Annotated in this window: 29 protein-coding genes; 17 read left to right on the top strand and 12 right to left on the bottom strand. The window is 48.5% G+C overall.

Annotated elements, in window-relative coordinates:
- Positions 1-70: 70 nt before the first annotated feature.
- From AC6B99_RS02910 to AC6B99_RS02900, 3 genes are all read right to left on the bottom strand, one after another.
- Positions 71-460, bottom strand: a complete 390-nt coding sequence (locus tag AC6B99_RS02910) for a hypothetical protein (protein ID WP_496662716.1) — start codon at positions 458-460, stop codon at positions 71-73.
- A gap of 196 nt (positions 461-656) precedes the next feature.
- Positions 657-884 (bottom strand): hypothetical protein, encoded by a 228-nt coding sequence (locus AC6B99_RS02905; protein WP_046228538.1) that lies wholly within the window; start codon positions 882-884, stop codon positions 657-659.
- Between the two features lie 150 nt (positions 885-1034).
- On the bottom strand, positions 1035-2003 hold the full coding sequence (locus AC6B99_RS02900; RefSeq protein ID WP_494879890.1) for a helix-turn-helix domain-containing protein: 969 nt from the start codon (positions 2001-2003) through the stop codon (positions 1035-1037).
- 150 nt (positions 2004-2153) lie between these two features.
- On the opposite strand from AC6B99_RS02900, the gene yicI reads away from it, so the two are divergent.
- The 8 genes from yicI to AC6B99_RS02860 all read left to right on the top strand — a co-directional run bounded on the left by yicI (position 2154) and on the right by AC6B99_RS02860 (position 10862).
- Positions 2154-4475 (top strand): alpha-xylosidase, encoded by a 2322-nt coding sequence (gene yicI / locus AC6B99_RS02895; RefSeq protein ID WP_056039180.1) that lies wholly within the window; start codon positions 2154-2156, stop codon positions 4473-4475.
- A 267-nt stretch (positions 4476-4742) separates the two neighbouring features.
- On the top strand, positions 4743-5513 hold the full coding sequence (locus tag AC6B99_RS02890; protein ID WP_056039181.1) for a sugar phosphate isomerase/epimerase family protein: 771 nt from the start codon (positions 4743-4745) through the stop codon (positions 5511-5513).
- Positions 5514-5572: 59 nt separating this feature from the next.
- Entirely contained in the window at positions 5573-6592 is a 1020-nt protein-coding gene (locus AC6B99_RS02885; RefSeq protein ID WP_046228542.1) for a Gfo/Idh/MocA family protein, read from the top strand.
- Positions 6593-7087: 495 nt separating this feature from the next.
- Entirely contained in the window at positions 7088-7408 is a 321-nt protein-coding gene (locus tag AC6B99_RS02880) for a PadR family transcriptional regulator (protein WP_046228543.1), read from the top strand.
- A complete protein-coding gene (locus AC6B99_RS02875) occupies positions 7405-7965 on the top strand; it encodes an HAAS signaling domain-containing protein (protein ID WP_496662715.1) in 561 nt (186 codons plus the stop codon). Before AC6B99_RS02880 ends, AC6B99_RS02875 begins: the two co-directional genes overlap by 4 nt.
- Positions 7962-8909 carry a DUF4097 family beta strand repeat-containing protein gene (locus AC6B99_RS02870; RefSeq protein WP_496662714.1) on the top strand — a complete coding sequence of 316 codons (948 nt, stop codon included), beginning with the start codon at positions 7962-7964 and terminating at the stop codon, positions 8907-8909. Before AC6B99_RS02875 ends, AC6B99_RS02870 begins: the two co-directional genes overlap by 4 nt.
- Before the next feature lie 366 nt (positions 8910-9275).
- Entirely contained in the window at positions 9276-10058 is a 783-nt protein-coding gene (locus AC6B99_RS02865) for a CAP domain-containing protein (RefSeq protein ID WP_056039190.1), read from the top strand.
- Between the two features lie 108 nt (positions 10059-10166).
- Entirely contained in the window at positions 10167-10862 is a 696-nt protein-coding gene (locus tag AC6B99_RS02860; protein WP_056039193.1) for a 3D domain-containing protein, read from the top strand.
- 130 nt (positions 10863-10992) lie between these two features.
- Here AC6B99_RS02860 and AC6B99_RS02855 read toward each other — a convergent pair whose 3' ends face one another.
- Complete coding sequence (locus tag AC6B99_RS02855; RefSeq protein WP_494879897.1) at positions 10993-11844, bottom strand: polysaccharide deacetylase family protein; 852 nt, start codon at positions 11842-11844, stop codon at positions 10993-10995.
- 140 nt (positions 11845-11984) lie between these two features.
- Between AC6B99_RS02855 and AC6B99_RS02850 the strand changes: the two genes are divergently transcribed.
- The 3 genes from AC6B99_RS02850 to AC6B99_RS02840 all read left to right on the top strand — a co-directional run bounded on the left by AC6B99_RS02850 (position 11985) and on the right by AC6B99_RS02840 (position 14376).
- Positions 11985-12959, top strand: coding sequence for an alpha/beta fold hydrolase (locus AC6B99_RS02850; protein ID WP_496662713.1), 975 nt, complete (start codon positions 11985-11987; stop codon positions 12957-12959).
- Positions 12952-13755 carry a (2Fe-2S)-binding protein gene (locus AC6B99_RS02845; protein WP_496662712.1) on the top strand — a complete coding sequence of 268 codons (804 nt, stop codon included), beginning with the start codon at positions 12952-12954 and terminating at the stop codon, positions 13753-13755. The genes AC6B99_RS02850 and AC6B99_RS02845 overlap by 8 nt, the downstream gene beginning before the upstream one ends.
- A gap of 201 nt (positions 13756-13956) precedes the next feature.
- Complete coding sequence (locus tag AC6B99_RS02840) at positions 13957-14376, top strand: hypothetical protein (RefSeq protein WP_056039207.1); 420 nt, start codon at positions 13957-13959, stop codon at positions 14374-14376.
- 123 nt (positions 14377-14499) lie between these two features.
- Here AC6B99_RS02840 and AC6B99_RS02835 read toward each other — a convergent pair whose 3' ends face one another.
- Both AC6B99_RS02835 and AC6B99_RS02830 read right to left on the bottom strand, forming a co-directional pair.
- Entirely contained in the window at positions 14500-15402 is a 903-nt protein-coding gene (locus AC6B99_RS02835) for a TIGR03943 family putative permease subunit (RefSeq protein ID WP_496662711.1), read from the bottom strand.
- Positions 15399-16466, bottom strand: a complete 1068-nt coding sequence (locus AC6B99_RS02830; RefSeq protein WP_056039214.1) for a permease — start codon at positions 16464-16466, stop codon at positions 15399-15401. Before AC6B99_RS02830 ends, AC6B99_RS02835 begins: the two co-directional genes overlap by 4 nt.
- 446 nt (positions 16467-16912) lie before the next feature.
- Here AC6B99_RS02830 and trpS point away from each other — a divergent pair, with 446 nt between their 5' ends.
- Positions 16913-17902, top strand: a complete 990-nt coding sequence (gene trpS, locus AC6B99_RS02825) for a tryptophan--tRNA ligase (RefSeq protein ID WP_056039218.1) — start codon at positions 16913-16915, stop codon at positions 17900-17902.
- Here the strand turns inward: trpS and AC6B99_RS02820 are convergent.
- Positions 17899-18081, bottom strand: a complete 183-nt coding sequence (locus AC6B99_RS02820) for a DUF5325 family protein (RefSeq protein ID WP_046228554.1) — start codon at positions 18079-18081, stop codon at positions 17899-17901. The two genes, trpS and AC6B99_RS02820, sit on opposite strands and share 4 nt — an antisense overlap.
- A 137-nt stretch (positions 18082-18218) precedes the next feature.
- On the opposite strand from AC6B99_RS02820, the gene AC6B99_RS02815 reads away from it, so the two are divergent.
- Positions 18219-18425, top strand: a complete 207-nt coding sequence (locus AC6B99_RS02815) for an alpha/beta-type small acid-soluble spore protein (protein WP_056039221.1) — start codon at positions 18219-18221, stop codon at positions 18423-18425.
- A gap of 159 nt (positions 18426-18584) precedes the next feature.
- On the opposite strand, the gene AC6B99_RS02810 is transcribed toward AC6B99_RS02815, so the two are convergent.
- Complete coding sequence (locus AC6B99_RS02810; protein ID WP_056039224.1) at positions 18585-19571, bottom strand: metal-dependent hydrolase; 987 nt, start codon at positions 19569-19571, stop codon at positions 18585-18587.
- 106 nt (positions 19572-19677) lie between these two features.
- Between AC6B99_RS02810 and AC6B99_RS02805 the strand changes: the two genes are divergently transcribed.
- A complete protein-coding gene (locus AC6B99_RS02805) occupies positions 19678-19968 on the top strand; it encodes a hypothetical protein (protein ID WP_496662710.1) in 291 nt (96 codons plus the stop codon).
- Between the two features lie 47 nt (positions 19969-20015).
- Here AC6B99_RS02805 and gerQ read toward each other — a convergent pair whose 3' ends face one another.
- Both gerQ and AC6B99_RS02795 read right to left on the bottom strand, forming a co-directional pair.
- Entirely contained in the window at positions 20016-20561 is a 546-nt protein-coding gene (gene gerQ, locus AC6B99_RS02800; RefSeq protein WP_494859745.1) for a spore coat protein GerQ, read from the bottom strand.
- Positions 20562-20614: 53 nt separating this feature from the next.
- Complete coding sequence (locus AC6B99_RS02795) at positions 20615-21037, bottom strand: cell wall hydrolase (protein ID WP_056039230.1); 423 nt, start codon at positions 21035-21037, stop codon at positions 20615-20617.
- Between the two features lie 212 nt (positions 21038-21249).
- On the opposite strand from AC6B99_RS02795, the gene cyoE reads away from it, so the two are divergent.
- Genes cyoE through AC6B99_RS02780 form a run of 3 tightly spaced genes read left to right on the top strand, consistent with a single transcriptional unit; the run spans position 21250 to position 23757 of the window.
- Positions 21250-22149, top strand: a complete 900-nt coding sequence (cyoE, locus tag AC6B99_RS02790) for a heme o synthase (protein WP_081418958.1) — start codon at positions 21250-21252, stop codon at positions 22147-22149.
- Positions 22150-22189: 40 nt separating this feature from the next.
- Positions 22190-22810 (top strand): SCO family protein, encoded by a 621-nt coding sequence (locus AC6B99_RS02785; protein ID WP_056039236.1) that lies wholly within the window; start codon positions 22190-22192, stop codon positions 22808-22810.
- A gap of 2 nt (positions 22811-22812) precedes the next feature.
- Positions 22813-23757 carry an AEC family transporter gene (locus tag AC6B99_RS02780; protein ID WP_056039239.1) on the top strand — a complete coding sequence of 315 codons (945 nt, stop codon included), beginning with the start codon at positions 22813-22815 and terminating at the stop codon, positions 23755-23757.
- On the opposite strand, the gene AC6B99_RS02775 is transcribed toward AC6B99_RS02780, so the two are convergent.
- Together AC6B99_RS02775 and AC6B99_RS02770 are read right to left on the bottom strand one after the other, a co-directional pair.
- Positions 23754-24110: a ribonuclease M5 gene (locus AC6B99_RS02775; protein WP_056040085.1), complete on the bottom strand. Its 357-nt coding sequence runs from the start codon at positions 24108-24110 to the stop codon at positions 23754-23756. The genes AC6B99_RS02780 and AC6B99_RS02775 overlap by 4 nt on opposite strands.
- A 266-nt stretch (positions 24111-24376) precedes the next feature.
- Positions 24377-25543, bottom strand: a complete 1167-nt coding sequence (locus AC6B99_RS02770; RefSeq protein ID WP_496662709.1) for an MFS transporter — start codon at positions 25541-25543, stop codon at positions 24377-24379.
- Positions 25544-25743: the final 200 nt, after the last annotated feature.

Here is a 25743-nt window from a genome sequence, read left to right as displayed (position 1 = left end):
ACATGAAAAAAAGCAGTCTTCAAGCTCGCGTCGCGGGCAATTTGAAGGCTGCTTTTTGGTATGGGATGAATTAGTGATCATCGAGCACATTTTTATATTGACTGGAAAATAGCGGTTGTTTATGTTTTAAACGTTCAATTTCGAGCTTAATAATGGATTGCTCCTTAACGATGTATTCCACATCTTGTTTAAGGCTGGTAACATTTTGATTCAAATGCGAAACTTTGTCATGCGTATGACGAAGTATGCTAATGACATCGTCATTTTGCGATTGTTCCATGCGCCCCAGCTGGATTTGAATTTGATCAAGACGCGTGTCTGTTTGGTCAAGGCGATTATCCACATGGTCAAAACGCTTGTCCATTTGGTCAAGACGCTTATCAAACTGATCAAGCCGTTCGTTCGTTTGCTGCGCAAATTGGATCAATAACTGTTCAATACGGTTAATTTGTTCGCTCATTTAACAGCCTCCATGTAGTCATTGAATCTAGTATAACATGTATCGAAATTTCAGCAATGGCCTAGTAGTCGTCTAAACGCAGCAAAGCAGGCGATGCCAGATCGCCTGCCTGAACCGTACACAATCAAAACCTAAAATCACAGCTTGTCCAATTGCTGGAGCAGCAAGGACTCAGCTTGCAGCAGCATACTCTAGCTTAGTAAAGGGAAATCGTTAACGTATCCTTCTCATGATACGAATGCAGCGTAGCTTCGCTGCCGACGATTTCGACGCTGATCAGCGACTTGATACAGAGCTTGAGCGCATTTTTGCCAGTGTTCAGCTTGCGGTTCAGTACATCGGTAAGTTTCTCGACAGCTTTTTTATTCGTATCCGTTATATAGACGGGAATCGTTTTATTTTGAAACAACAGCATTGTTTTCATAAAGGAATTCCTCCGCTCATTGGTTAATTTTAATTTTACTTTACTTGATGAATCTTAAGCGAATCTTAAAAAAAAGTTATGAAAAGGTTACAAAATCGTAATTTTTTCTAAAAACATAAGAATGTATAAGTTTGCACCTATAATAGGCTTCTATTTCTCGGACTGAAACGCGCCTTGCCGCCAAAGAGCAGCGACAGCCGTTTCACCTTGTAATGCGCCATTTTGGACCGGATTCCGCTTTTGCTTGCGAAAATCGGACGGGGTGCAGTTCAACGTCTTGCGAAACACTTTAACAAAATAGCTGATATGGTCGAAACCGACCTCCAGCGCGATGTCTGAAATTTTGCGTTCTGTGTGCAGCAGCAGCTCGGCCGCCTGGTTTACCCGATAGGCGTTCAAATACTCAACCGGCGTCTGCCTCGTCATTGATTTGAAAAAACGGAAAAACTGTCCTTCGCTCATCGGAATTTGCTCCGCCAGCTCGCCTATGCGTATTGGTCTGCGATAATGCAGCTGGATATAGAGTATGCTTTTCTTAAGCCGCTCTATTCGGGTTCTGTCGTCTGTTCTTGCTTCGCTGCGATTGCATGCCCGGTTCTCAATAGCGATCTCATGCAGCATTAAGTAGAAATACCCTTTCACCGCAGCCTCGAATCCGGCATAGGGTGCTCTGCAGCAGTTAATCATAGAACGGAGCAGGAAGAGCAGCTGCCGCTTCCAACCACTGTCCGGTGATATATGTCTCGGAAACGTCTTTTTCTTCTCCTGGAACGGACGAACGCAGGTTTCCTGTACAGCATCGTAGCTAGTGCTATCCAGCCAGCGAACGTCAAATACGATGGCGCAATAGGTGCAGGAGGAGCCATTTAAAGAGTGTCCGGCATGAATATCTCCGCTGTCGATGAAGACGGCTTCGCCAGCGCGAACGGGAAAATACTCGGTGTCAATCTGGAAGAGCATCTCGCCCTCCAGCACAACTAGAAACTCAGCCTCGTCATGCCAGTGACAATCTACATTTACCTCGCCAGGTGCATATTCCATCCAGTAAGCAGCAAGAGGAAAGGTAACATCGCCATGCATGCGGTCTTCCCTGAGCGAATGACGCAGCGTCAAATCCATTGCAGTCAACCTCCGGTGATGAAGAAATCAGAATGGTGTTATAAACGGGCATAATTCTGTTAGTTTGTTGCTTTGCTTATCAGTATAATGCAAAATAGAACGATTTTAAAGTCAAATAATCGATATAAAAGCAGAAAGGTCGGTTCTATTATGAAATTTACTGACGGCAACTGGATGCTGCGTAAACAGTATGACCTTCTGGGCGCGGTACAAGCCCATGATTTCGAGCAAAAGGATGGCGTGCTTACGGCATATGCGTCTCCGCGTCCTATTTTGTCACGTTCCAATATGTTAGATACGATGCTGCTTACGGTTCGGTTTCATTCTCCGATGCCGGGCGTTGTCGGCGTTAAGCTGATTCATCACATGGGCGTGCGTGAGCGCGGTCCTGTATTCGAGCTGACGAAGGAAACGGGAACTTTCGTTACTATAGAAGAAACAGAAGAAGCAGCGATCCTGACAAGCGGCAGCCTGAGCGTTCATATTCGTAAAGGTCCCGAGTGGTCAGTGGATTTCTACCGCGGCTCCGAGCGCATTACCGGAAGCAGGCAGAAGTCGATGGCGTATATTACGGAAGGCAAAGAGCAAGCCTATATGCGTGAAGAACTGGATCTTGGTGTAGGCGAATGGGTTTATGGCCTCGGCGAGCGTTTTACGCCTTTCGTGCGCAACGGCCAGGTCGTCGATATTTGGAACCAGGACGGTGGCACAAGCTCCGAGCAAGCGTACAAAAATATTCCGTTCTATGTAACGAACAAAGGTTATGGCGTATTCGTCAACCAGCCGGATCTCGTTTCCTTCGAAATTGCTTCGGAGAAAGTGAAGAAGGTTCAATTCCATGTGCCTGGCGAATCCCTTGAATATTTCGTCATTGATGGTCCAACGATTAAAGAGGTGCTTGGAAAATATACCGCACTGACAGGCAAGCCTTCTTTGCCGCCGGCATGGACGTTCGGCCTGTGGCTGTCGACCTCTTTTACAACAAATTATGATGAAGCAACGGTTAATTCCTTCGTCGATGGCATGGAAGAGCGCGGTTTGCCGCTGCATGTATTCCACTTCGACTGTTTCTGGATGCGCGATTTCCATTGGACGGATTTCAAATGGGATGAGCGGATATTCCCGGACCCTGTCGGCATGCTCAAACGCCTGAAAGAGAAGGGGCTTAAAATCTGCGTATGGATTAACCCTTACATCGCGCAGCGCTCCCGTCTGTTTGAAGAGGGCAGAGACAATGGCTATTTGATCAAAAAGCCAAATGGCGACGTATGGCAATGGGATATGTGGCAGCCGGGCATGGCTATCGTGGACTTCACGAATCCTGCGGCATGCGAATGGTACAAAGGCTATCTGCGTGAGCTTGTAGATATGGGCGTTGACAGCTTCAAAACGGACTTCGGCGAGCGCATTCCGACCGATGTGGTGTACCATGACGGCTCTGACCCTGAGAAAATGCACAATTTCTACACGTACCAATATAACAAGGTTGTATTTGAGGTATTGGAAGAGAAGCTGGGCAAAAATGAAGCTGCGCTGTTCGCGCGTTCCGCTACCGTTGGCGGTCAAAAGTTCCCCGTTCACTGGGGCGGCGATTGCTACGCGGATTACGAGTCAATGGCTGAATCGCTGCGCGGCGGCCTGTCGCTGGGCTTGTCCGGCTTTGGCTTCTGGAGCCACGATATCGGCGGCTTTGAGAGTACAGCTCCAGCCCATGTCTTCAAACGCTGGCTTGCGTTTGGCTTGCTTTCCAGCCACAGCCGCCTGCACGGCAGCAGATCGTACCGGGTGCCTTGGGCGTATGATACAGAGGCGGTTGATGTTACCCGCTTCTTCACGAAGCTCAAATGCAGCCTGATGCCTTACCTGTTTAATACAGCTGCGCAAGCGGTGGAGCAAGGTTTGCCGTCGATGCGTGCGATGGTGCTGGAATTTCCGGAAGATCCAACTTCCGAGTTCCTTGATCGCCAGTACATGCTGGGTGATTCCATCATGGTTGCCCCTGTATTCGACGAAAATGGCTTTGTACAATATTATTTGCCGGAAGGCAGCTGGACGCATCTTCTGACTGGCGAAATCGTAGAAGGCGGAAAATGGCTTAAGGAAACGCATGACTTCCTCTCGCTTCCATTGTTCGTTCGTCCGAATTCAATCATCGCAATCGGTGCGAATGATACGAAGCCGGATTATGACTTTGCTGACGGCGTGAAGCTGACGGCTTACAGCCTCGCTGATGGAGCATCTGCATCATCCACCGTTCGCGACATTAAAGGCGCTGCCGAGCTGCTCGTTACTATGAAGCGCGAAGGCAAGGAAGTAGCCGTTAAGGTACAAGGCAGCGGTAAAGCGCTCAGCCTGGCTCTACACGGTATTGGCGAAATTGCTAAAGTGGATGGCGCTGCTTCGCTTCAAGACGGCACGGTATCAATTGCTGCTGGTGCGAAAGAAACAGCATTTACGATTACGCTGAAGTAATTGAAATAAAAACTGAAATAAATATTGAAAGAAACAAACGGCATAATGCCGGATGTGCTTTTAAAAACAGACCAACGCCTTGTGACGACCGCATCAACAGCCGTCGCAGGGCGTTTTTTTCTTAGAGTAAAAGACAGCATTCAACAAAATAACATATAAAAAGACTAATAAGACAGCTGTTTTTTGCAGCGCTCCTTCTATATAATTTGAAATGTAAGGTACAAGACTTGAGAAACTAAATTCACAATATAAAGGAGTGCGGCCAAAGTGGGACAAATCGGAATTGGTTTACAATTGTATACGCTCCGTGACGCAACAGCGGAAGACTTCGAGGGCACGCTGCGCAAGGTTGCGGCAATGGGATATGAAGGCGTGGAGTTTGCAGGCTACGGCGGTATTGAAGCGGAAAAAATGCGTGACTTGCTCCAAGAGCTTGGACTTAAAGCAATCGGAAGCCATATCGGCCTGCATTTGCTGGAAAGCCAACTGGATGAAGAAATCGCTTACTTGAAAACGATCGGCGCAAAATATGCGATCTGTCCTTATTTGCTGGATGATCAGCGCAGTGCTGAAGCTTGGGCGAAGCATTTTGTAGCTTTTGAGGAGTATGGTAAACGTTTCCGCGAAGCGGGTATTGATTTTGCCTACCATAACCACGATTTTGAATTTAAAGTGGAGATCGACGGCAAAGAAGTATTTGATGCGCTTTATGAGCGAATCAGCCCTGAGCTGCTGAAAGTGGAAATGGATATCGGCTGGGTACAATTTTCCGGCAAAGATCCACTCGCTTACATTGCGAAATATGCAGGACGTCTGCCTTTGCTTCATTTGAAGGACTACCGCGACAACAATGGCCAATTGCCAATTGATACGGTAGAACTTGGCCGTGGCGATCTTCCGCTGCTTCCTATCATTAATAGTGCGGTTGAAGCGGGTGCAGAATGGTTGATCGTTGAGCAGGACACTTGCGCAAATCCTCCGCTTGAAGCAGTAGCGGAAAGCATGGACTGGCTGAAAAACAATTTTCTGAACGCTTAATTCGCAAATAGGGAATGACTTTATCCATTATTTATTGAAAAGGCAGGGATACATTAATAATGAGCAAAATTAGAGTAGCAGTAGTAGGTTGCGGTTCCATTTCGAAATATCGTCACATTCCGGAGTATGCAGACAATGCAAATGTAGAATTAGTCGCATTCGTTGACCCGATTATTGAGCGTGCAGAAGGATATGCCGAGAAGCATGGCGGCAAAGCTTTTGCAGATTATAAGACGATGCTGGCTGAAATTAAGCCCGATGCCGTTAGCGTATGTACACCGAACGCGCTTCATGCACCAGTAGCGATTGCAGCAGCAAACGCTGGCGCACATGTATTGGTTGAGAAGCCAATGGCAGCTACGGATGAAGAAGCGGCAGCAATGATTGAAGCGGCAGCGAAAAACGGCGTTAAGCTGATGGTTGGACATAACCAACGCTTCATGCCGCCGCATGTAAAAGCGAAAGATTTGCTGAAAACGGGCATTATCGGCAAAGTTTTGACATTCCGTACGTCGTTCGGCCACCCGGGCCCGGATGCATGGAGCATTGATGGCGCGGAAAGCTGGTTTTTCCGCAAGCCGGAAGCAATCATGGGCGCAATGGGCGACCTTGGCGTGCACAAATCCGACTTGATCCGCTGGCTGCTTGACGATGAAGTGGCGCAAATTGCTGGCTTCGTTGGCACAGTAGATAAAGACAGCGATGTAGACGACAATGCAAACTGCGTGCTTCGTATGAAGAGCGGCGCGATGGGTTCGCTTGTAGCGAGCTGGACTTATTACAAAGGCGAAGACAACAGCACGATTTTGTGGGGCTCCAAAGGCGTTATGAAAATCGGTACGCACCCGGAAGATCAAGTCATCATTGAACTGCGCGACGGTACAGTAGAGCGCTACAAAACAGGCGAAATCTCCACAAATGAGAAGCAGCTGTCGAGCTTTGTTATCGATAAATTCATTGACTCCATCGTCAATGACACGACTCCACCTGTAACAGGCGAAGAGGGCCGCAAATCGCTTAAAGTCATTTTGAGCGCCTTCGAATCCCAAGCAACAGGCAAATTCATCGACATCAACTAATCTCCATCTATATAAGGGTTTTAATTAAGTATGTGTTACATGATTTTACTCACTATATGGTAGGGATAACGAGCCAAGCGCGTTATCCCTCAAAAAACTGCCTTCGCCGAGTTAAATGGTGGAGGCTTTTAAATTTGGAGGTGAAAAGTGGCAAGTGGTGGAGAGAAAGGTTTGAGCTGGAGAAGCGATAGCGTTCGTTTTTGCCTTTTCATTTCAACCTCAGAGAGGTTTAATTCAAGAAATGCAAAGGCAATGACGATCGTAGGCCAAGCCTTTCACGCAACAGCGCAGCTCCTATTTCACCATCCTATTTAACGTCTCTCCGTCTTAAGGAGGAGAGACACTCGGGCGCTGGTATTGTTTTTAGCTTAGTATATAGCATTATAGAATAGCATGTGGTAAATTTAGCTTAACAGCAAGGAAGTTTAATTCACTATTCGATAATATCGAATAGCTGAGGCTTTTGCATTTTAAGCAAAGCAGGGAGCGTCGTGTATGAATGTGCAGTTCAAGAAAGGTGTGCTGGAGCTATGCGTTCTCGTCTTGACGTCTGAGGGAGACCGTTACGGATATGAACTGGCAGTGAAAATATCGTCCAAATTCGAGGTGGCCGTTGGGAGTGTATATCCGCTGCTCAATCGCCTAACGCTGGAAGGCTACTTCTCGACTTACCTTAAAGAATCGAATGAAGGACCTCCGCGGAAATATTATCAACTGACGGAGGCGGGCTGGCAGCATATGCGAGGGCTCATTCATGAATGGTCGAGCTTCTCGACAGCCGTAAATGAAATTATTGAGGAAGGAATCCGTCCATGATGATGACGAAACACAATTATATGAGCGAGCTGGAGAGGCTGCTCGCGAAAGTGCCGGATAAGCAGCGCCGCGAGTGGCTGTTCGATTATTACAGTCATTTTCAGCAGGCAGAGGAAAATGGGCAGAGCGAGCATGAGGCTGCATTGGAGCTAGGCGACCCAAGGCAGATTGCGAGCGAACTGCTGCTTGGTTATAAAGTACAACGGGCTGAAGCGGAGAAAAGCTTCGGCAATACGTCTAAGGCGGTGCTTGCAACAGTGAGCTTGGGATTTTTCAATATCGTATTTGTACTGGGGCCTTATGTGGCTGCAGTTGGCGTGCTTATTGCCCTATGGGCGACTACTCTAGCGCTTGGATTGGCAGGCGTCACAACGGTGCTGGAGAGCACGTGGAGCGGCATGTTTACACTAACCCAAGCAGCCTCTATTGGGCTCGTCTGCATTGGATTGAGCATTTTGCTGGGCATAGGCGTTAATGCTCTGACAAAAGGATTTTTCGCTGCAACGATTAAATATTTGAAGTTCAATACGAAAATCATCAGGGGGAAAAAACAATGAGAAAGGCAATTGCAGTTGCGCTTATATTAATTGGAATCGGCTTGGCCGGAGCGATATATTCTTTTAGCTGGGATGAGCTGCTGTCCTTCGGAACGAAGCCTGTATCGCAGGAGAAAACAGTTGATGCAGCTGGCGTAAGCAGCTTGACGGTAGAAGCTGGCTCGATGGATATAGAAGTGGTGCCAGGGAGCTCGGATAAGATTGTTGTACACTTGGAAGGCCGGGCAAGCTCGAAATATTTAAACAAGCTAAAGCTTGAGACGGAGCAGGATGGCGACAGGTTAGTCATTAAAAGCAGCTTTAATACGGGTTTTACCATCGGTATCAACTATTCTTCATTTAAGCTGACGGTAAAGCTGCCGGAGCGCAAATGGGATGAGGTGACGCTGAAGGCGAACAGTGGCAACGTCAGCGCATCCGATATGAACAGCCGCACCTTGGCGATGCTAACCTCATCAGGACGTGTGAAGGGGGAGGATTTGTCTGCGGACGAGATGGATTTTGAAACGACAAGCGGAAAAATTGAGCTGCTTGGCGTAACTGGTGAGAGCATGAAGCTGGATGTCAGCTCCGGCAGCATCAAGATAGAAGACTATAAGGCAGAAACGGTCGAATTCAACACGACAAGCGGCAATGCAAGTTTTATTAATGGTACGGGAGAGCTGAATGGCCAAGCGAGCAGTGGGAAAATAAGAGTTGAATCGGAAACCATTACTCATAGCATGAAGCTTGACGTTACCTCTGGCAATATCGTCGTTGAAGCTAAGCAGCCGCCACAGTCTGCCGAAATTAAGCTGAAAACAACATCCGGCAGCCAGAAGGTCGAATGGGACAATGTTCAAACGGAAAAAGAGGATGATCGTTCCTTTGCTGGCACAATTGGGACTGGATCGGACCTTTCAATTGATTTGAAAACAAGCTCGGGCAATATTACGCTCAAATAGCGTGTGCAAAATAAGCAGCAAGCTGAAAGTCCCGCAAAGCCAAGCGCAGCGGGGCTTTTTTCTGTTTTTTAAACGGTTTGCGCTTGGAAAATGAGGGGTTTATGAGCGGATTCTAATATGGCGGAGCATTCATTTGGATGACAAGCTGGCGAAGAGTGAAAAAAGGCAGTTGCGGCTATTCTTTCACCCGGATTTCCAAAGTGAGATGATTCTCATAAACGTCTGAAAACGGTTTATTTCGCGTGAAAAACGCTTGTTTTACCATTTTTTGAGCCGTGTAACCGCCCAAATGCCATGTTACGATAGTTTGCGTCGGGATGACCGGCACACACAAATTACACACAACTTCGAGGAGGAGATTTCATAATGAAGAAGCAACCATTTAAAGTAGGTGTCGCTGCCGTAGCCGCAGCCGCATTAATCGGAGCAGGCGTAGCAGCACCATCGACGGTGGGAGCAGCACCAGCAGTGAAGGCGAACTCCAAGATTACGGCTTATAGCATTGACCAAGACTTGTTGAAGCAAATTGCGGAGCAATACGGAATTGATTTGAGCAAAATTAATTTTAACGGCATTACAATCAGCTTCCCTAACGGAACGCCAACGGGTACTGGTACAAGCAAACCAAGCACAGGCACGACTAAGCCAAGCACAGGCACAACGAAGCCAAGCACAGGCACAACGAAGCCAAGCACAGGCTCTGGTTCCACTGGCAGCACGAAGCCAACGACAGGAACAGGCTCTGGTTCTTCGAATTCGGGCAGCGGTACAACTGTCGATCAAAGCGCTTATCAAAGCGAAGTCGTCAAAATCGTAAACCAAGAGCGTGCAAGCGCTGGTCTTCCAGCTTTGACGGTCGATGCGCTGCTGACAAAAGTCGCGGTAGCCAAAGCGAAGGATATGGCGGACAACAAATATTTCAGCCATACGTCCCCAACTTATGGATCGCCGTTTGATATGATGAAGAGCTTCGGTGTTAGCTACTCTTACGCTGGCGAGAACATTGCTGCCGGACAACGCAACCCGTCTGAAGTAATGACAGCATGGATGAACAGCACAGGTCACCGTGAAAATATTTTGAGCAAAAACTTCGGCAAAATCGGTGTTGGCTACTACAACGGCCAATGGGTACAAGAATTTACGAACTAGAAGTGAACAGAAACAGGCGATCGTTAGCTAAATCTTTCACGCCGCGCAGCTCCTTGCCCGCGCGGCTTAGTAAACTATGGACTTAATCGATTTTGGAGGATATTTGTGATGAAAAAACTAAGTATTACAGCTGCTGCTCTCGTGCTTTCCTGCGCGTTGGCAGCAGCTCCCGCTAACGCGGCAACCCAAACACATAAAGCGGCAGAAGGCGATACGTTCTGGAAGCTCTCCCAGCAGTATAAGGTTGATTTAGATAAACTGCTTGCAGCTAATTCCAAAATTAATCCGCTGAACATAATGGTAGGCATGAAATTAAATGTTCCAGTTGCAGCAGCAGCGGTGAAAACGAATGCCAAGGCAGCGAAAAATGCCGACAATGCAGCTAAAGCAAGCGCTCAAGCGCAGCCAAAAGCAGCAGCAACGATTAAGGCTGAAAGCCTATCTGCAAAAAGCATTATTGCAAGCAACGGCAACAGCTATACGTTCAGCAAGCAGCTGAATGTAAAAGCGACCGCTTACACAGCGGCAGCGTCGGAAAATGGAAAATGGGGCGCCGTCGATTATTTTGGCAATCCGCTTAAAGTAGGAACAGTGGCGGTAGATTCCTCGGTTATTCCGCTTGGAACGAAGCTTTATGTGACAGGCTACGATTATGATGGATTGCCTGATGGCGGCATGATTGCTGTAGCAAACGACATGGGTGGAGCGATCAAAGGCAATCGCATCGATATTTTTGTACCTGGCAGCACAGCCACTGCTCAAAGCTTCGGCATTCAAGACGTTAAAGTATATATGGTAAAGTAGAGCGTTATTTTGAAATAGGTCTGTTGCGTTATTTAGTTTAACGCTGACTCCAATAACCCTATGTACAAGCCCAGTGTTCCTCGCACCCGAGGAGCGCTGGGCTTGTTTGTATTGCAATTACAACACAGGGCTAACGGATGTGTCTCTCCGCACTTTGTTCGAGCAGCTCTGGCAGCGTGACGATGCGATAGCCCTTCTGCTGGAGGGAGGCAATGAGCTGTGGAAGCGCCTCGATAGTGCCAGAGAGGCTTTGCTTGACGCCGCCGCCGGCATGCTGCAAGATGATGGAGCCTGAGCGCAGCGTTTTATGCATATTCCGTAAAATGGCCGTGCTGGTCGGATTGTTTTTCCAATCCGCTGAATCAACATCCCAATTCACAACAATATAGCCGTTGTTTTTGGCCCAAGCGACTTGACTAGGCTGCATCTCGCCATAGGGGGGCCGGAAAAAGTGCGGATGATACGGGATGATTCGACTAATGATCGTATCGGTACGCCACACTTGACGGTGAAAATCATTCGGTGAAAGCTTCGACATCACCTCATGATTATAAGAGTGGTTGCCGATGATATGGCCTTCGCGATGAATTCTTTTTACGATTTCGGGATGTTTATCAGCTCGCGTGCCTACAAGAAAAAAAGTTGCCTGTACGTGATGCTTCGCCAATATATCCAGTATTGCAGGGGTAAAGCGCGGATCAGGAGCATCATCAAAGGTTAACGCGACCTCTTTTTTATGCCGCGGCCCATTGAGAAAATAGGCGCCGGGATAGCGCTGCTGCAGCTTAACCCATGACACGCTGTCAGAGCGGCGTTTTTTGCCTGTTTTGGCTTTATCCGCCTGACTAAGGCTGCCGCTGCTGTCTGTTATGGCCGCCGTCTGTACGCTTGCCTTGGAGCTGGCGTTCAGCTCTTCCGCAGATGTCAGGAAGGTGGCGATAACCAGCAGCAAAATCAACAATTTGTTCAGGCGTTGGAGCATTACATGACGTCCTCCATTCGGTCTGGCAACAGCCGGAATAAACGTTATTTTCCCCTAAATAACGCCTTTCATCCGCTTTACAAGTGAAGGGCACAGGCTTAAAATTAACGGGATAAGAAGATAAGATGGAGGATGAAATAATGCCGCTATTAGATATGCCTGTTCATGAATTACATAAATATCAAGGCAGAAGTCCAAAGCCAGCGGATTTCGAGGCTTATTGGGATCGCGCGCTTGCCGAGCTCAATGCAGCAGATGCGAATGTTGAAATGGTTCCGAGCGCATTCCAGCCAGCTTCAGCGGAATGCTTTGACCTGTATTTTACAGGGGTGCGCGGCGCGAGAATTCATGCCAAATATCTTCGCCCTAGACAAGGCGCTCAGCAGCCTCACCCAGCAGTCGTTATGTTCCACGGCTACTCGGGTTCTTCAGGAGACTGGGCAGATAAGCTGAGCTTCGTATCGCTTGGCTACTCGGTGCTGGCGATGGACGTACGTGGACAAGGCGGCTGCTCGGAGGATACAGGCGGCGTCAAAGGAACGACGCATAATGGGCATATTGTTCGCGGGCTTGATGGCGAAGCGGATAATATGCTGTTCCGTCATATTTTTCTGGACACGGCACAGCTCGCTCGTATCGCCATGGATTTGCCAGAGGTGGATGCAAATGAGGTATATGCAACGGGCTGGTCGCAAGGCGGTGCGCTCACGATTGCTTGCGCCGCACTGGAGCCGCGCGTGAAGAAGCTTGCTCCTGTTTATCCATTCCTCAGCGACTATCGCCGCGTGTATGAGATGGACTTGGCGATTGATGCCTATGCTGAACTGCGTACGTATTTCCGCCATTTCGATCCGCAGCATAAGCGCGAGGAAGAGATTTTTACAAAGCTCGGTTATATTGATATTCAATTTCTTGCGGAGCGGATTCGCGGAGAAGTGCTGCTTGGCGTAGGCCTCAGTGATTCGATTTGCCCGCCTTCGACCCAGTTTGCGGTCTATAATAAAATTCAGTCACCGAAGCGGGTGGAAATTTATCCGGATTTTGGCCACGAGGGTTTGCCAGGACTGCATGATCAAATTATGAATTTCTTCGTTCCGGGTTCAACAAATGGATGAAGACATATATCGGCTGTTAAAGGAGCGGTTTAATCTTTGCGTAGTTGAGCCTGATGAAGTGGTTTACACAAGTGCTGCTGCTGCCTTGCTTGAACAGCCTGTGATGGAGGAGCTGCTTGCCGTATACCAGCCGCTTGTGATGGGGAAGGAGCAGATAGTGGCTGAAGTTTATGCAGCCTCCTGGTTTCGCAGGCCGATGCTGGCCCTCATTTATATGCTGGCGAAATACCGTATGGCACCAAATATGTCGCTGGATAATTTAACGCTTTATGTGTGCAAAGCGGACGGTTATTATAATGTGTATTTCAGGTTAAATAAGGCTGAGCTGCTCCAATCTCCGTCTACGGAGGAGGCGGCTGGCGAATGGGTGCGCGCACAGCTTGAAACGTTTTTTCATGAGACGATCGCTCCGTTTTTTCATAGCATAGAGCGTGCTGGATCGGCCAAAGCAAGCTTGTTATGGGGGCAGCTGCCCACTTCGCTGGAATATGAGTATGGCGTCATCATGGCTTCCTCGGAAAGCGAAGCGGTGAAGGAATCCATTGACTCGCTGTATAAAACGGCGAAGGCGCTTGATCCTGCGATTTTTCATCGCAAAAGAAATCCTTTGGATGTTAAATTCCAATATACGGAAGCTATTGATGACCCAGAGAAACAGATGCGCATTAAATATGCCTGCTGCCACTATTATAAAGTTGAAGGCGGCCGTTATTGCTATACGTGTCCGCGCAGCAGCGAGACGGAGCGGGTTCAGCGCCGCATGGAGCATCGGGCAAAGCTGAATCGAACAATTTGATTTTGAAGGATCATTGCTGCCCTTTCATAAAGGGCCCGCAATGATCTTTTTGGTTAAATTTAATTAACTGAAAATTGCGAATTTTCTTATTGTAACTTCATGATTTTTGAACTATAATGAGTCCCAAGAACTACACATATAGAGATATTTAGGGAAACGCTTATATATAATGACTATTTTACAACCAGGAGGAGTATGGGTATGGAATTGGAATCAATGTCACTAGCAAGACAAGTTGATTTTGTATTTCGGCAATTGGAAGAGGAATTAATGAATGCGATTGCAGGAACGGTATGTATACATATCCGCAACAATGCGGTTGGGAAATTTGGCATGAGGCATAATCCTCTAGAGACGAGAAACGGCCAATTTGAAAAGTTGAACTCAGGCATGACCGCTAAGCAGGTGCAGGATTTCAGAAAGATGGCGATCGAAGGCCTTAAATATAGACGCAATTGGACGCATGGCGAGATTATGTACGATTTTGCCGTAAAGCAAGGGGCGGGATCATGGTCGGCAAGCGTCTGCTATGAGTCAAATTACAATACGTCGAACTGGAGCTACCGCTACAAGCAGCCGCGCCAATCGAATTTGCGCGAGCTGTACCCAGGTGCCGAATAAAGCAGGGTGTAGCGCTGAAATTGAAGCAGCTGATGGCGATAGCTTGAAGAAGCCTCCGGAACCGCTGTTCGTGTAGCGGAATGAGCCGGAGGCTTCTTTTGATATTATTCGCATGCTGGATGGCTAAAAATCAAAATTCGCATAGACATAAGGCGACTCGGGCGCTTCAATACGTTTAATCGTGTTCAGCTTTAAGGTCAATATTTCGTTGCCGTTATACATGGAGGTCATCAGCTTGCCCGAGACGCTTACCCAATCATCCGCGGCAAAATCCTTATAATCGTCTGCATGGCTGACTTGAACCATTAATCCATACGGCACGGCATCCGCCGAGCAGCAGGTCATGGCGAAACGGCTAACGGCAAAACGCTGTTCTCCCATGTCATCCTCTTTGTAAATAAACCCGCTAATGTCAATTGTTTTGTCCATAAAATTATCGCGATACAAATCGAGTGTTGTCAGCGTCTCGATGTAGGTCGTTTCCGGGACGGCAATTTTCTGCTTCTGATACAGCTTCATGCCGTATTCGGCGTGAGCCTTCGTGTATTCATCGTAAGGGAAACGCTCCTCCAAAGTCAGCGGCTTCGGTGCAAGGGAAGAAGGCGGTTCAGGCAAGGAGACGGCGAGCTGACTAGGCTCGGTGCCGAGCGGCTGAACCGTAGTAGAAGCGGCAAAGCTTACGCCCTTTTTCGATGCGGCCGTACTGCCCAAAGCACCAGCAGGAGAGAGGAAGCCGAGCGCTAGCGGCAAAATAAAAAGGCTGTAGATGACCGTGTTTTTGAATACGGATGGCGATGGAGCGTGCACACAGCCGCATTCAGCCGTATGCTGATGCTGCTGGCGCCGTATTTTCAAGGCTAGAAACAGCTGATGGATGGCTGCAGCATACAATCCGAGAGCAGACAGCTTTACATAGAGCTCCATCCTTGGCGCAATATACAAGGAGAGCTGATTGGAACGGGATAAATAAACGATAAGTAGAGCAAATGCAGTCAAAATGAAAGCTCTAAGCAGGTGATGCTTCATAACGATACCTCCATAATCCAGGAGCCAAGCCCAATTAAAATGAAGCAGAGAAGGGCGAGCGCCAGTACAATTTTGAGCCGAAAAGCGGATAGCAGCATGAGCATATTTTTGAAATCAATCATCGGGCCAAATACGAGAAAGGCAAGCAGCGGGCCGCTTGTAAACACATTGCCGAAGGAAGCGGCGATAAAGGCATCCGATGTAGAGCAAATTGATAAAATAAAGGCAAAGGCCATCATAGCTATATAAGAAAGCATAGGCTGATCAGCTACAGAAGCAAGTACGCTTCTGTCCATAATGGTTTGAATTGCCGCAGTAATCAGAGCGCCGAAAATTAAATATTTTCCCATCTCAAAAAATTCATCCGAAGCATGTCCAAGCATGGCGGACAATCGGCTGCCGAGACTGCCTCGTTGCTCCTGATGATGATGTTCGTGAGAGTGGCTGTGATCATGCTTATGTGTGTGATGCCCGTGATGATCTCCATGACTGGAATGTACAGCAAGCTGCGGCGTGTGTTCGTCGCGAAGAGGGCTTTTGCGCATAAATAAATGCATAATCAGCCCAATAATGACTGCTACCGCAAACGCAAGAATAAGGCGGGCATAGGCCATTTCCGGAGCTGAGCGAAAAGCGGTAAAGGTAGCCGTGAACACAATCGGGTTGACGACGGGTCCGGCAAGCAAATAAACAATGCCAATGTAAGCGGGCATGCCTTTGCGGATAAGCCGCCTGACGACGGGAATCATGCCGCATTCGCACAGCGGAAAAGCAAGCCCGAGCAAGCCGCCGAACAGCACACCGGCAATGGGATTTTTAGGCGTAAATTTACGAATCATCTCATCTGTCACGAATACTTGAAGCAGACCGGAGAACAGCACGCCAAGCAGAATAAACGGTATCGCCTCTAAAATAATGCTCAGAAATGTAATTTTGAACGACTGGGCATGGGCATAATCGAGAAAGGTGAAAGCTGATGGGCGATTAAAAGCAAGGACGGCGAATATTCCGGCACAGCCAAGCGCCAATAGCACGGTTATGTAGCGAAATCTAATAATCGGCATAAAAAAACCACACCCGCTTTTCTTATAGTAATAATTACGATTATATCACAGTTTATGCGCCCGAAAAGCAGAATAGGACAACTTTATGAGCCAAAAGCGGATGCCCTGCAGCTTGACATTGGCTGTTAGGGCTGTATAATCATTGTAAATGCGATGACGGGAACAAGTACGTGCAGGTAAATTGCGTCCAGAGAGCCGGTGGTTGGTGTGAACCGGTGCAAGCCTGAAGCCGAATGGGCCCCCGAGCCGAAAGCGGAACGTAGCGACTCGCGCTGCCGATGCTTCTCCGGAAATTCCCCGTTATGGAATATTGAAGGCTAGTCCGATTGTTAAGTCGCCCTATAATGGCGGCTGCGGATAGCGAATTAGGGTGGCACCACGGTCCCTCGTCCCTTGCGGCGGGGGATTTTTTGCGTTGATTTTTAAATTGGAGAGGAAGATTGAAGATGAAAAAAGTATTATCAGGCATTCAGCCAAGCGGTCAGCTGACACTGGGCAATTACATTGGCGCGATGAAAAACTTCGTCAAATTGCAGCATTCCGAGCAATGTTTCTTCATGATTGTTGACCTGCATGCTGCTACGCAGCTGCCAGATCCAGCCGCGCTGCGCGAGCAGACAGAAGCGGTAGCCGCTTGTTATATTGCTGCCGGCATCGATCCGGCGAAAGCGAGCATCTTCGTCCAGTCGCATGTGCGGTCACATGCTGAGCTGGGATGGATTTTCACAACGCTTTCTTATATGGGCGAGCTGGAGCGCATGACGCAGTTTAAAGATAAGTCCCAAGGCAAGGAGTCGATTCCGGCAGGGCTGTTCGTATACCCATCCTTGATGGCTGCGGATATTTTGCTGTATAACGCTGATCTAGTTCCAGTAGGTGACGATCAGAAGCAGCATTTGGAGCTGACGCGCGATCTTGCGGGCAGATTCAATAACCGTTTCGGCGAATATTTCACCATTCCAGAGCCTTACATGCCGAAGCATGGCTCGCGCATTATGTCACTGGACGACGGCAGCAAAAAAATGAGCAAGAGCAATCCGAATGCCGGAAGCTTCATTGCCCTGCTTGATCCGCCAGATGTCGTTCGCAAAAAAATCAGCCGTGCGACAACGGATTCTGGCCGAGAAGTGAAATATGATGTAGCCAGCAAGCCTGAAATCAGCAATCTCATGAGCATCTATGCCAATTGTGCAGGCTTGACGATTGAAGAGGTTGAGGCGCGTTACGAAGGGCAAGGCTATGGACCGTTCAAAAAAGCGTTGGCCGAGCAAGTTGTCTCCGTGCTGGAGCCGCTGCAAACGAGATACCAAGAAATTCGCGCTTCGGGCGAAATCCATGATATTTTGAAGCAGGGTGCTGAACGAGCAGCGGAAATTGCAGATCGTACACTAGCCGATGTAAAAGAAAGAATGGGCTTCCTAGCGCCGAAGCGCTAGTTGTTTTGCTGCTTGAGCCGTCTAAGTCTCGCTTTCACAATGAAGCCTGCGCCGATTGAAAATAACGTAAGGACAGCAAATAGCAGGGCTAGCCAAGCATTATAGCTCATGGAAATGGCGGTAGCGCTCATCAAAAGTACAGCAACGACGGCAAAAAGCAGCGATAAAGGCTTGGACATAATGAGGGTCTCCTCTAGGGCAGTAACCGCCCGATAATATTTTTTTGAAAATCCGAATAGTTTCTTGACTCGTGCACATAATAAGCTTGCAAGCTTGCAACATATCACAGTGCCCATACTGAAAGGAGAAATTCCTCATGTCAAGTAACACATTGGTGGTACCACAAGCAACGCAAGCTCTGAATCAATTGAAACTAGAAGCAGCTCAAGAGCTTGGTGTACAACTTCCGGCAGACGGTTACTACGGCAATATTTCTACTCGCGATGCAGGTTCGTTGGGTGGATATATTACGAAAAAACTAGTTCAAATTGCCGAACAACAATTGTCTGGCGGTTACCGTTAATCGTTTTTTCTATACACAAAGCAATACAAACAGGAGCTCAGGGGAAACCCTGGGCTTCTTCTTCGTCCATTTGACAAGCGGGCACAAAACAAAGAAAAGCTCTTTCCTTCTATTGTGAAGGAAGGAGCTTTCCGCCGTCAACCCATAAAGACTGGGCTGTTAATAAGTATTCATTCGCAGCCGCTTCATTAGCCGTTCGTCGCTTAGCCAGCCAACGTAAGAGCCTAAGGTTTTGTACTCCTTGTCCATTAATAAGACGCCGAGAAAAGGGTATTGCTTGCGATGCCTGTAGCGGACATCGGACCAGCGCACCTCATAGCCCCACTCATGCTCAGTAACATCGGCACAGGCAAACTTGGTTAAATAAAGGAAGGAGCGAATGGCGGGATCGCTTTTGGACCTGGCAGCTGCGGGATGATCCGAGCATTTGACCCGATCGACCCAGCGGAGCGAGCTATTACGCAAATCGCCAACTGCGAAGCTGCCATCCTTCATCAGCTTGACCACATTCCATATGCTGAGCGATACGGTCGGAATGAGCAAATATCCGTCTGCCGAAAGATTTTCTTTATCCAGCGTAGGCAGCTTCCGCATGATTGTCCGCTGGGCAAGCGTCCGCCATACAAAATAAGCGGCCGTAAATAAATAAAGAATCGGAAAAATGATGGTTGGGCTGAAGGCCCCGATTGCCCATAATAAAATAGCAATGATGTGGGTAATGAAGATTACGGGGTCAAAAATGTGTATAATGTTCCATGAAATCCATTTTTCCGTGAATGGCCGCATCGCTTGTGTGCCATATGCATTAAATAGATCGCTTAGCACATGGACGCATACGGCAAGCAGTACCCAGCCTCCTACATGGAGCCATGGCAGGCTGCCACGATAAAATAGCTCCAATAATCCGGTAATAACGACAGTCCAAATGGCTATGGCTGGAATCGAGTGGGAAAGGCCGCGATGATTGCGGATATAGCTGGCATTGCCCTTCAGCCGCAGCAGCGTATCGGAGTCAGGTGCTTGCGACCCAACAACCGTTCCAATCAAGACTGCCGTATGCAGCGTTTGATCAGCTGCAATAACGGGGTCAATGGTGGCAAGGCCCGCAAGGCCAATGCCTATAACTAGATGTGTTCCTGTATCCACGGTAGCAACCTCCTGTATCTTCATTCAAGCGTCCGTATACGGTAGTATCGACGGCTGAAAGCTGATTTATGAAGGAGAGTTTAGGAAATGAAAAGGGGACGTAACGATGTATATTTGCTTTGCGGAATATCGCATAAAATCCGAAAACAAAATCGAGTATTTACATTATATAGAGCAAATGAAAGCAGCAAATGCCGAACTCCGTGTTTATGAAGGAACAGATCAGCCTGATTTATTCGTTGAGGTATGGCAGGCAGAAAGCGCAGAGGAGGCGGAGCAAATAAAAAAAGAACGCCTGAATGAGCGTTCTTCTTGGGGCCAGATGGCCGATTGGGTGCCGGGAGGCGCAGCGAAGGTGCATGTGTGGACGTTTAAGCCAGTCGCTGCGCCGCAATAAAAGAAGCGTGATAATAGATGACTGCCATTAGCGGCGGCTTGTTAGCCTTATTCGCGGCTGGTGCTCAGCGGTGTAGTGTTTGTAATTTTGCCGCCTTGGAATGGATATTCATAATTGATTGGGCCATCAAAGGTGACATAATCAAGATTAATGGAAAGCAGCAGATAACGCATGCCTGTTGTTGGATCGCTAATAATAATATGGTCACGGCCAGCTGCCTCTATAATGCCGCGGAACGTTTTGGCGTTCCACTCGCGGTTGTTCTCATATGTCATATAGAAGGTAGCCATTTTGCCGCGGTTAAGCCGTAAAATATTTTCTACGTATGATTCCTCTACGATCGGAACAGTAACCACATTGCCTCCGGATGGTGTTACGAAGGAACCGCTAGGAACGTTAACCGGCATTGGCTGCATCGCCTGCATGCCCGCTACCTGCTGCATGGCAGGCATTTGGCCACCCATCATTGCCGGCATCGGTGTTGGCATCGGCGTTGGCATTGGCATCGGCTGCGCGCCCATCTGATAAGGGTAGCCGTAGCCCCCTGTGTTTGCCGGACTAACCGCTGTTTTGTAACCATAACCATTCGTCATGTGAAATTCCTCGCTCTCCAAATAAAAAATCAGTTGCTGCATTTGCGATGATGCTAATACACACTTGGACAATCAGCTGCTGTAGGTACGAAGAAGCAGTGGGCTTTGAAGCGGCCGCTGTTCGATTGATTGTACCAGGTGCCAGGACAGCCTGCGGCCGGCCTAAAAAACCACAGCGCATTCGACGCCGGATGCTGCCGTTCCCCGCCAATGACGCGCTCGGCGAGCCGGATGTCGCGATCGCGCGCTTTTTGATAGAAATATCCCTTCTGTGTAGCCTCAAAGCCTCCGGGGCTTTGAAACACCATCTGCGGAATGGAACGAATATTTCTAAAGTCGAGACAGTTGCCCAGAACGCGGTTGACGCCAACGTTGCCTACCATCAGCATGCCAAGCTCGCCTTCCCCTTCCGCTTCTGCGCGCATCAGCCTAGCCAGCATTTTCGTATCCTCTGCATTTGTCTTGATGACTGCCACAGGCAGGCTCCTTTCAACCCTCAATGACGCTCCGCCGATCGATAGGCGAATGATCATGGGCGTTAAACTACATACTTAGTGTATTGTGAGCCCAGAGAAAGGGTTCCAAAATTATTGTCACATTTTGAGTGGCAAATTGATGAATTATAAGCTTGAGCGTTGTCATAACGTGGTTTTTTCTGTATGATTAAGAACGATTGACCAATGAATGTATGGGCGCAACGTGCGCCGTGTCACATACCTGGGAGGCTCGCTTCGTGTTTAAAGACTTGATAGCATTGACAAAACCAGGGTTGCTCCGGCTCAATATGTTTGCAGCTGTTGGCGGCTTTTGGGTAGCTTCCAAATGGCATATTGCCTGGTTTGATCTGCTTTGGATGCTGATTGGCTCCACGCTCACAATGGCGTCTGCATGCGTCATTAATAATTATTGGGATCGTGAGCTGGATCAGAAGATGGAAAGAACGAAAGGACGCGCCTTGCCAACAGGCAGAATGAGCCCGATGTTTGTGCTTGGTTATGGCCTTGTGCTTGGCATCATAGGGGAATTGGTGCTGTTTATAGCGGTCAATCCGCTTACAGGCTGGCTTGGACTTTTAGGATGGTTCGTATATATCGTGATTTATACGATTTGGTTGAAGCGCAGCTCCACATGGAGCACGTCGGTTGGCGGAATTTCCGGTGCGATGCCTCCAGTTATCGGTTATTGCGCAGTAACGAATGAAGTAGATGCAGGAGCTTGGCTCATGTTCGCTTTATTATTTTTATGGCAGCCCGCTCATTTCTGGTCGCTTGGCATTAGACGGGTGGAGGAATACCGCACAGCTGGCTTCCCGCTGCTGCCGGTTGTGAAAGGGATTAGACGGACAAAGCTGCAGATGATTCCTTATGTGGCACTGCTTATACCTACTTGCTTTCTCATGTTTTATTATGGATACACTGGATATGTCTTTCTAATCCTGTCCATTGCAGGCAGTGTACTGTGGGCCGTACATACGATTCGCGGCTTGAAGGCGAAGGATACGGAGAAATGGGCGAAAACGAATTTTCTCATTTCGGTTAATTATCTAATGGTTATTTTCATCGTCATGATTGTTAATACGGTGAAATAGCGCATCATTTCTGGACAAGCTTCATGGGAGGATGGGGATCATGGATTTTTTGAAAAAGCATAGCTTCAAAATCGCTGTGCTGGCACTTTGCCTGGGGATGGGCATTTATTTATTAATGACCAATGTATTTAAGCCGGAAGCGCCGATGCCGGTTCTGCAAGAAGCGCCGGCCTTTGAGCTTACGGATTTGGACGGCAACATCGTGTCGAAGGAATCGACGAATGGCAAAGCGAGATTGGTTTATTTTTATTTTGCCAATTGCCCGGATGTATGTCCGCCAACGACGTTTCTGTTGTCACAGGTGCAGGAAGGTTTGGAGAAGGAGGGCATACTTGGCACAGATGCCGAAATGATCTCGATTACGTTCGATCCCGAGCGTGATACAACAGAGGTTATTAAGGCGTTCGCGGAGCGCAATTATGCCAAGCTCAATGAAGGCTGGACGTTTTTGCGTGGGGATGATCCGCAGGCGGCCATCAAGCTCGCCCAGGATTTTGGCGCCAGTGCCATTAAGGACAAAGAAGGAACCGGCTTTACGCATATGAATGTCATTACTCTGGTGGACAAAACAGGCCAAATTCGCAAATGGATTGCTGGAAGCAATGAGGATTTGACGCCGGAAAGCATCGTTGCGGATATGAAGCGGCTTGCGAAGGAATAGCGATGGCTATCTTTTATCATATTTTATGGAGTAATGTTGCGCCGCTTACATTGATGATAGCTATTGGCTTCTCAATGCAGCGGCTTTTTTCTTTGGACATCAAAACCTTATCCAAGCTGAATTTTTATGTTTTTTCGCCGGCGGTCATTTTTCAGCTGCTGCGTACGACGGAGCTAGAAATGAGTCTAATATGGAAGGTGCTGCTGTTTGTCGTTATTTTCATGCTGCTGCAGGCTTTAGCGGTAGAGGTCGTTGTGAAAATGCGAGGGCTGCAAGGTGGCATGCGCGGCTCCATGCGCAACAGCGTACTGTTCTACAATAGTGCCAATTACGGCATACCGCTCAATCAGCTGGCGTTTGCGGGGAACCCGGTGACGCTGGCGGTGCAAATATTGGTCATGACGACGCAGTCCTTTTTGCCGAATACGTTCGGCATTTACAGCGTGAATGCTCATAAGCTGTCATGGCGCGATACGCTGAAGACGATTTTTTCGATGCCGATTATTTATGTCATTCCGCTCGCTTTTTTATTAAAAGGGCTGGACGTAGAGATGCCGCAGCCGCTGCAAACGCCGATTGAATATTTGGCAAACGGTTTTATTGGAACAGCGCTCATTACGCTCGGCGTCCAGCTGGGCAGCATGAAGTGGCGGTTTGACAAGCGCCTGCTTGGCAATGTGCTGCTGTCGAACGGGCTTCGTCTAATAGGAGGCCCGCTGCTGGCAGCACTTGCTATTTGGTTGATCAGCGCCACAGGACTGTTCGTATTCGACAGGCTGACGACAGCGGCGCTAATCGTTTCGGCCTCGGTGCCGACCTCGCTGAGCAGCGTGCTGCTGGCGGTGGAATTCGACAATGAGCCGGAATTTGCTTCACAGGCGGTATTTTTGTCAACGGTGTTCAGTATTGTGACGGTATCATTCGTTATTTTTATACTTCATATTTAATCTTGCGGGGCAGGAGCGGGAGGAGGATACAGAATATGTTCCTCTAATCCCGCTTTTTCCAATTGGGCGATAACGTATTCCTCGGGTGTATGCTCAACGCCTGAATAGCCGCGCCGCGTATACATATGTTCGGCATCAGGGAACACATCGCGCAGCATGCCCCGAATGCGTTTTCCTGAGGAATCATTGTCTGTGAAAATATAAACGTGACGCTCAGCGATTTGCTTGCGCAGCTTCTCAAGCTGCTCCGTTCCCGGGGTGCCGTAGGTACAATAGATCGGAATGCTTTCGTCAAGCACGCGCCTGACGCGGCTTTTATCATTTTTGCCTTCCACAATAATCGCAATGTCTATCATGCTGATCACCTTGTTTTTTTAAAATATAACAATTTATAAGCTTCACACTATAAATGGGTTTATATTTCAACGCGAAACGGCAGCTTTACCACCAAAGGAAGGCTTCAGCCGTTTACGCTTGAAATATAAGAATTTATAAGTTTCCCCTTTATAATTAGGCTTATATTTCTCGGACTGAAACGCGCCGCGCCGCCAAAAGACGGCGACAGCCGTTTCACCTTGCATCCAGTGTATCAAATTACAAGGGGAAAAGCTTGCAGCGGTCATGATGAAAAATGGGTTCGTGTGACGAGCGGGCTGCGGCGGTGGAAAGGGAGAATCGACACAGCAAGCATCAGGACTAGAAATGCGATATAGTACGGCGACATATAGTTGCGCAGCTGACCAGCAAGCATCGGGCCGAGAAAGGCTCCAATCGAATAGGCAATGGACAGAGTAGAGAAGGTGCGGCCGTAGCGTGCTCCGCCACTTAGCTCAATAAGCAATATTGAGATGGCGGGAATGACGATGCCTTTTGCCATGCCTACCAGCAGCAGCATAACGGCGAAGGGCAGCGGCGAATCAGCGGCTATTGTGAAATAAATTAAAGCCAGCGCGAGCGCCCCCCATAAAGTACGGCGATAGGCGGAGAGACGGTTGAGAAACAGCATGCTGAGCGTAATCAATGCGCCGATGCTGACCACGGAAAAAAGCAAGCCTGTTGTCATCATGCCAGCGGTCGTTGTCGCCATGAGCGGCAGCTCAAAGGACAGGATGCCCTGCGCGCAGCTGATGCCAACCGGCAATACATAAATCAGCCAAGAAACCGACTTTGAATCGGCGGCCGCTGGGGACGGCAGCTTCTGATGCTGTGCTCCGGCAGAAGTGACAGGAACGGCAGCAGCCGGGATGTCGCGAATGAAAAACAGCGCGCATATCGCAGTAACGATTAATATCCAGCCCAGCATATAAAATGCGGTGGCGAAGCCGATTTTGGCCACCATATAAGCGCCTGCTGCTGGGGAAACGACGGTTGCCAGCGTATGCACGAGCCCGTTGCCGGCCATGAGCTTGCCCTGCTCGGTGCGATTGCTAGTCATGCGGGCGAGCAGGGCAAGGCATGCTGGCGAAAGGAAGGCGAGCACGAAGCCGCTAATGGACCGAAGGACAAGCAGCTGCCAAGGATTCGTCACTTGGGCTTGAAACAAGAGGATGACGCCGGCTCCAAGCAAGCTGAAGACGATAAACAGCCTGCTGCCAAAGCGGTCCACGCCATAGCCGGCAATGAGATTGCCAGGCAGATGCGTAATGGAATACATGCCCATCATCAGCCCAATGAACGAAGGCGCTGCGCCAAGCGAGATGGCGAAGGGCGTCAAAATCGGATATTGAGCATGCAAATCAAAAAAGGCGACGAACAGAAAAAAATAGAGCCAGATGGCGGTTTTCATCAGGCTTCACCTCCAGATTGTTATCAGCTTAGCAGGGAGTGCATCGATGACGGTCACGCTCGTTCCATTCATAGGCCATGCCCCTGAGCCATATAATTTACTTGTACGCCAAGGTCGGACAGGATATGTCTGCATAAAGCAAGGCGTCTAGCGTTTACGCTGGATTGCAGCTGGGGTATAATGTTTGATAATAGCAGTGT

This window comes from Paenibacillus liaoningensis (genome assembly GCF_059609455.1).
The sequence above is the reverse complement of the archived record's forward strand: the minus strand, read 5'-3'. Positions and strand labels throughout refer to the sequence as shown.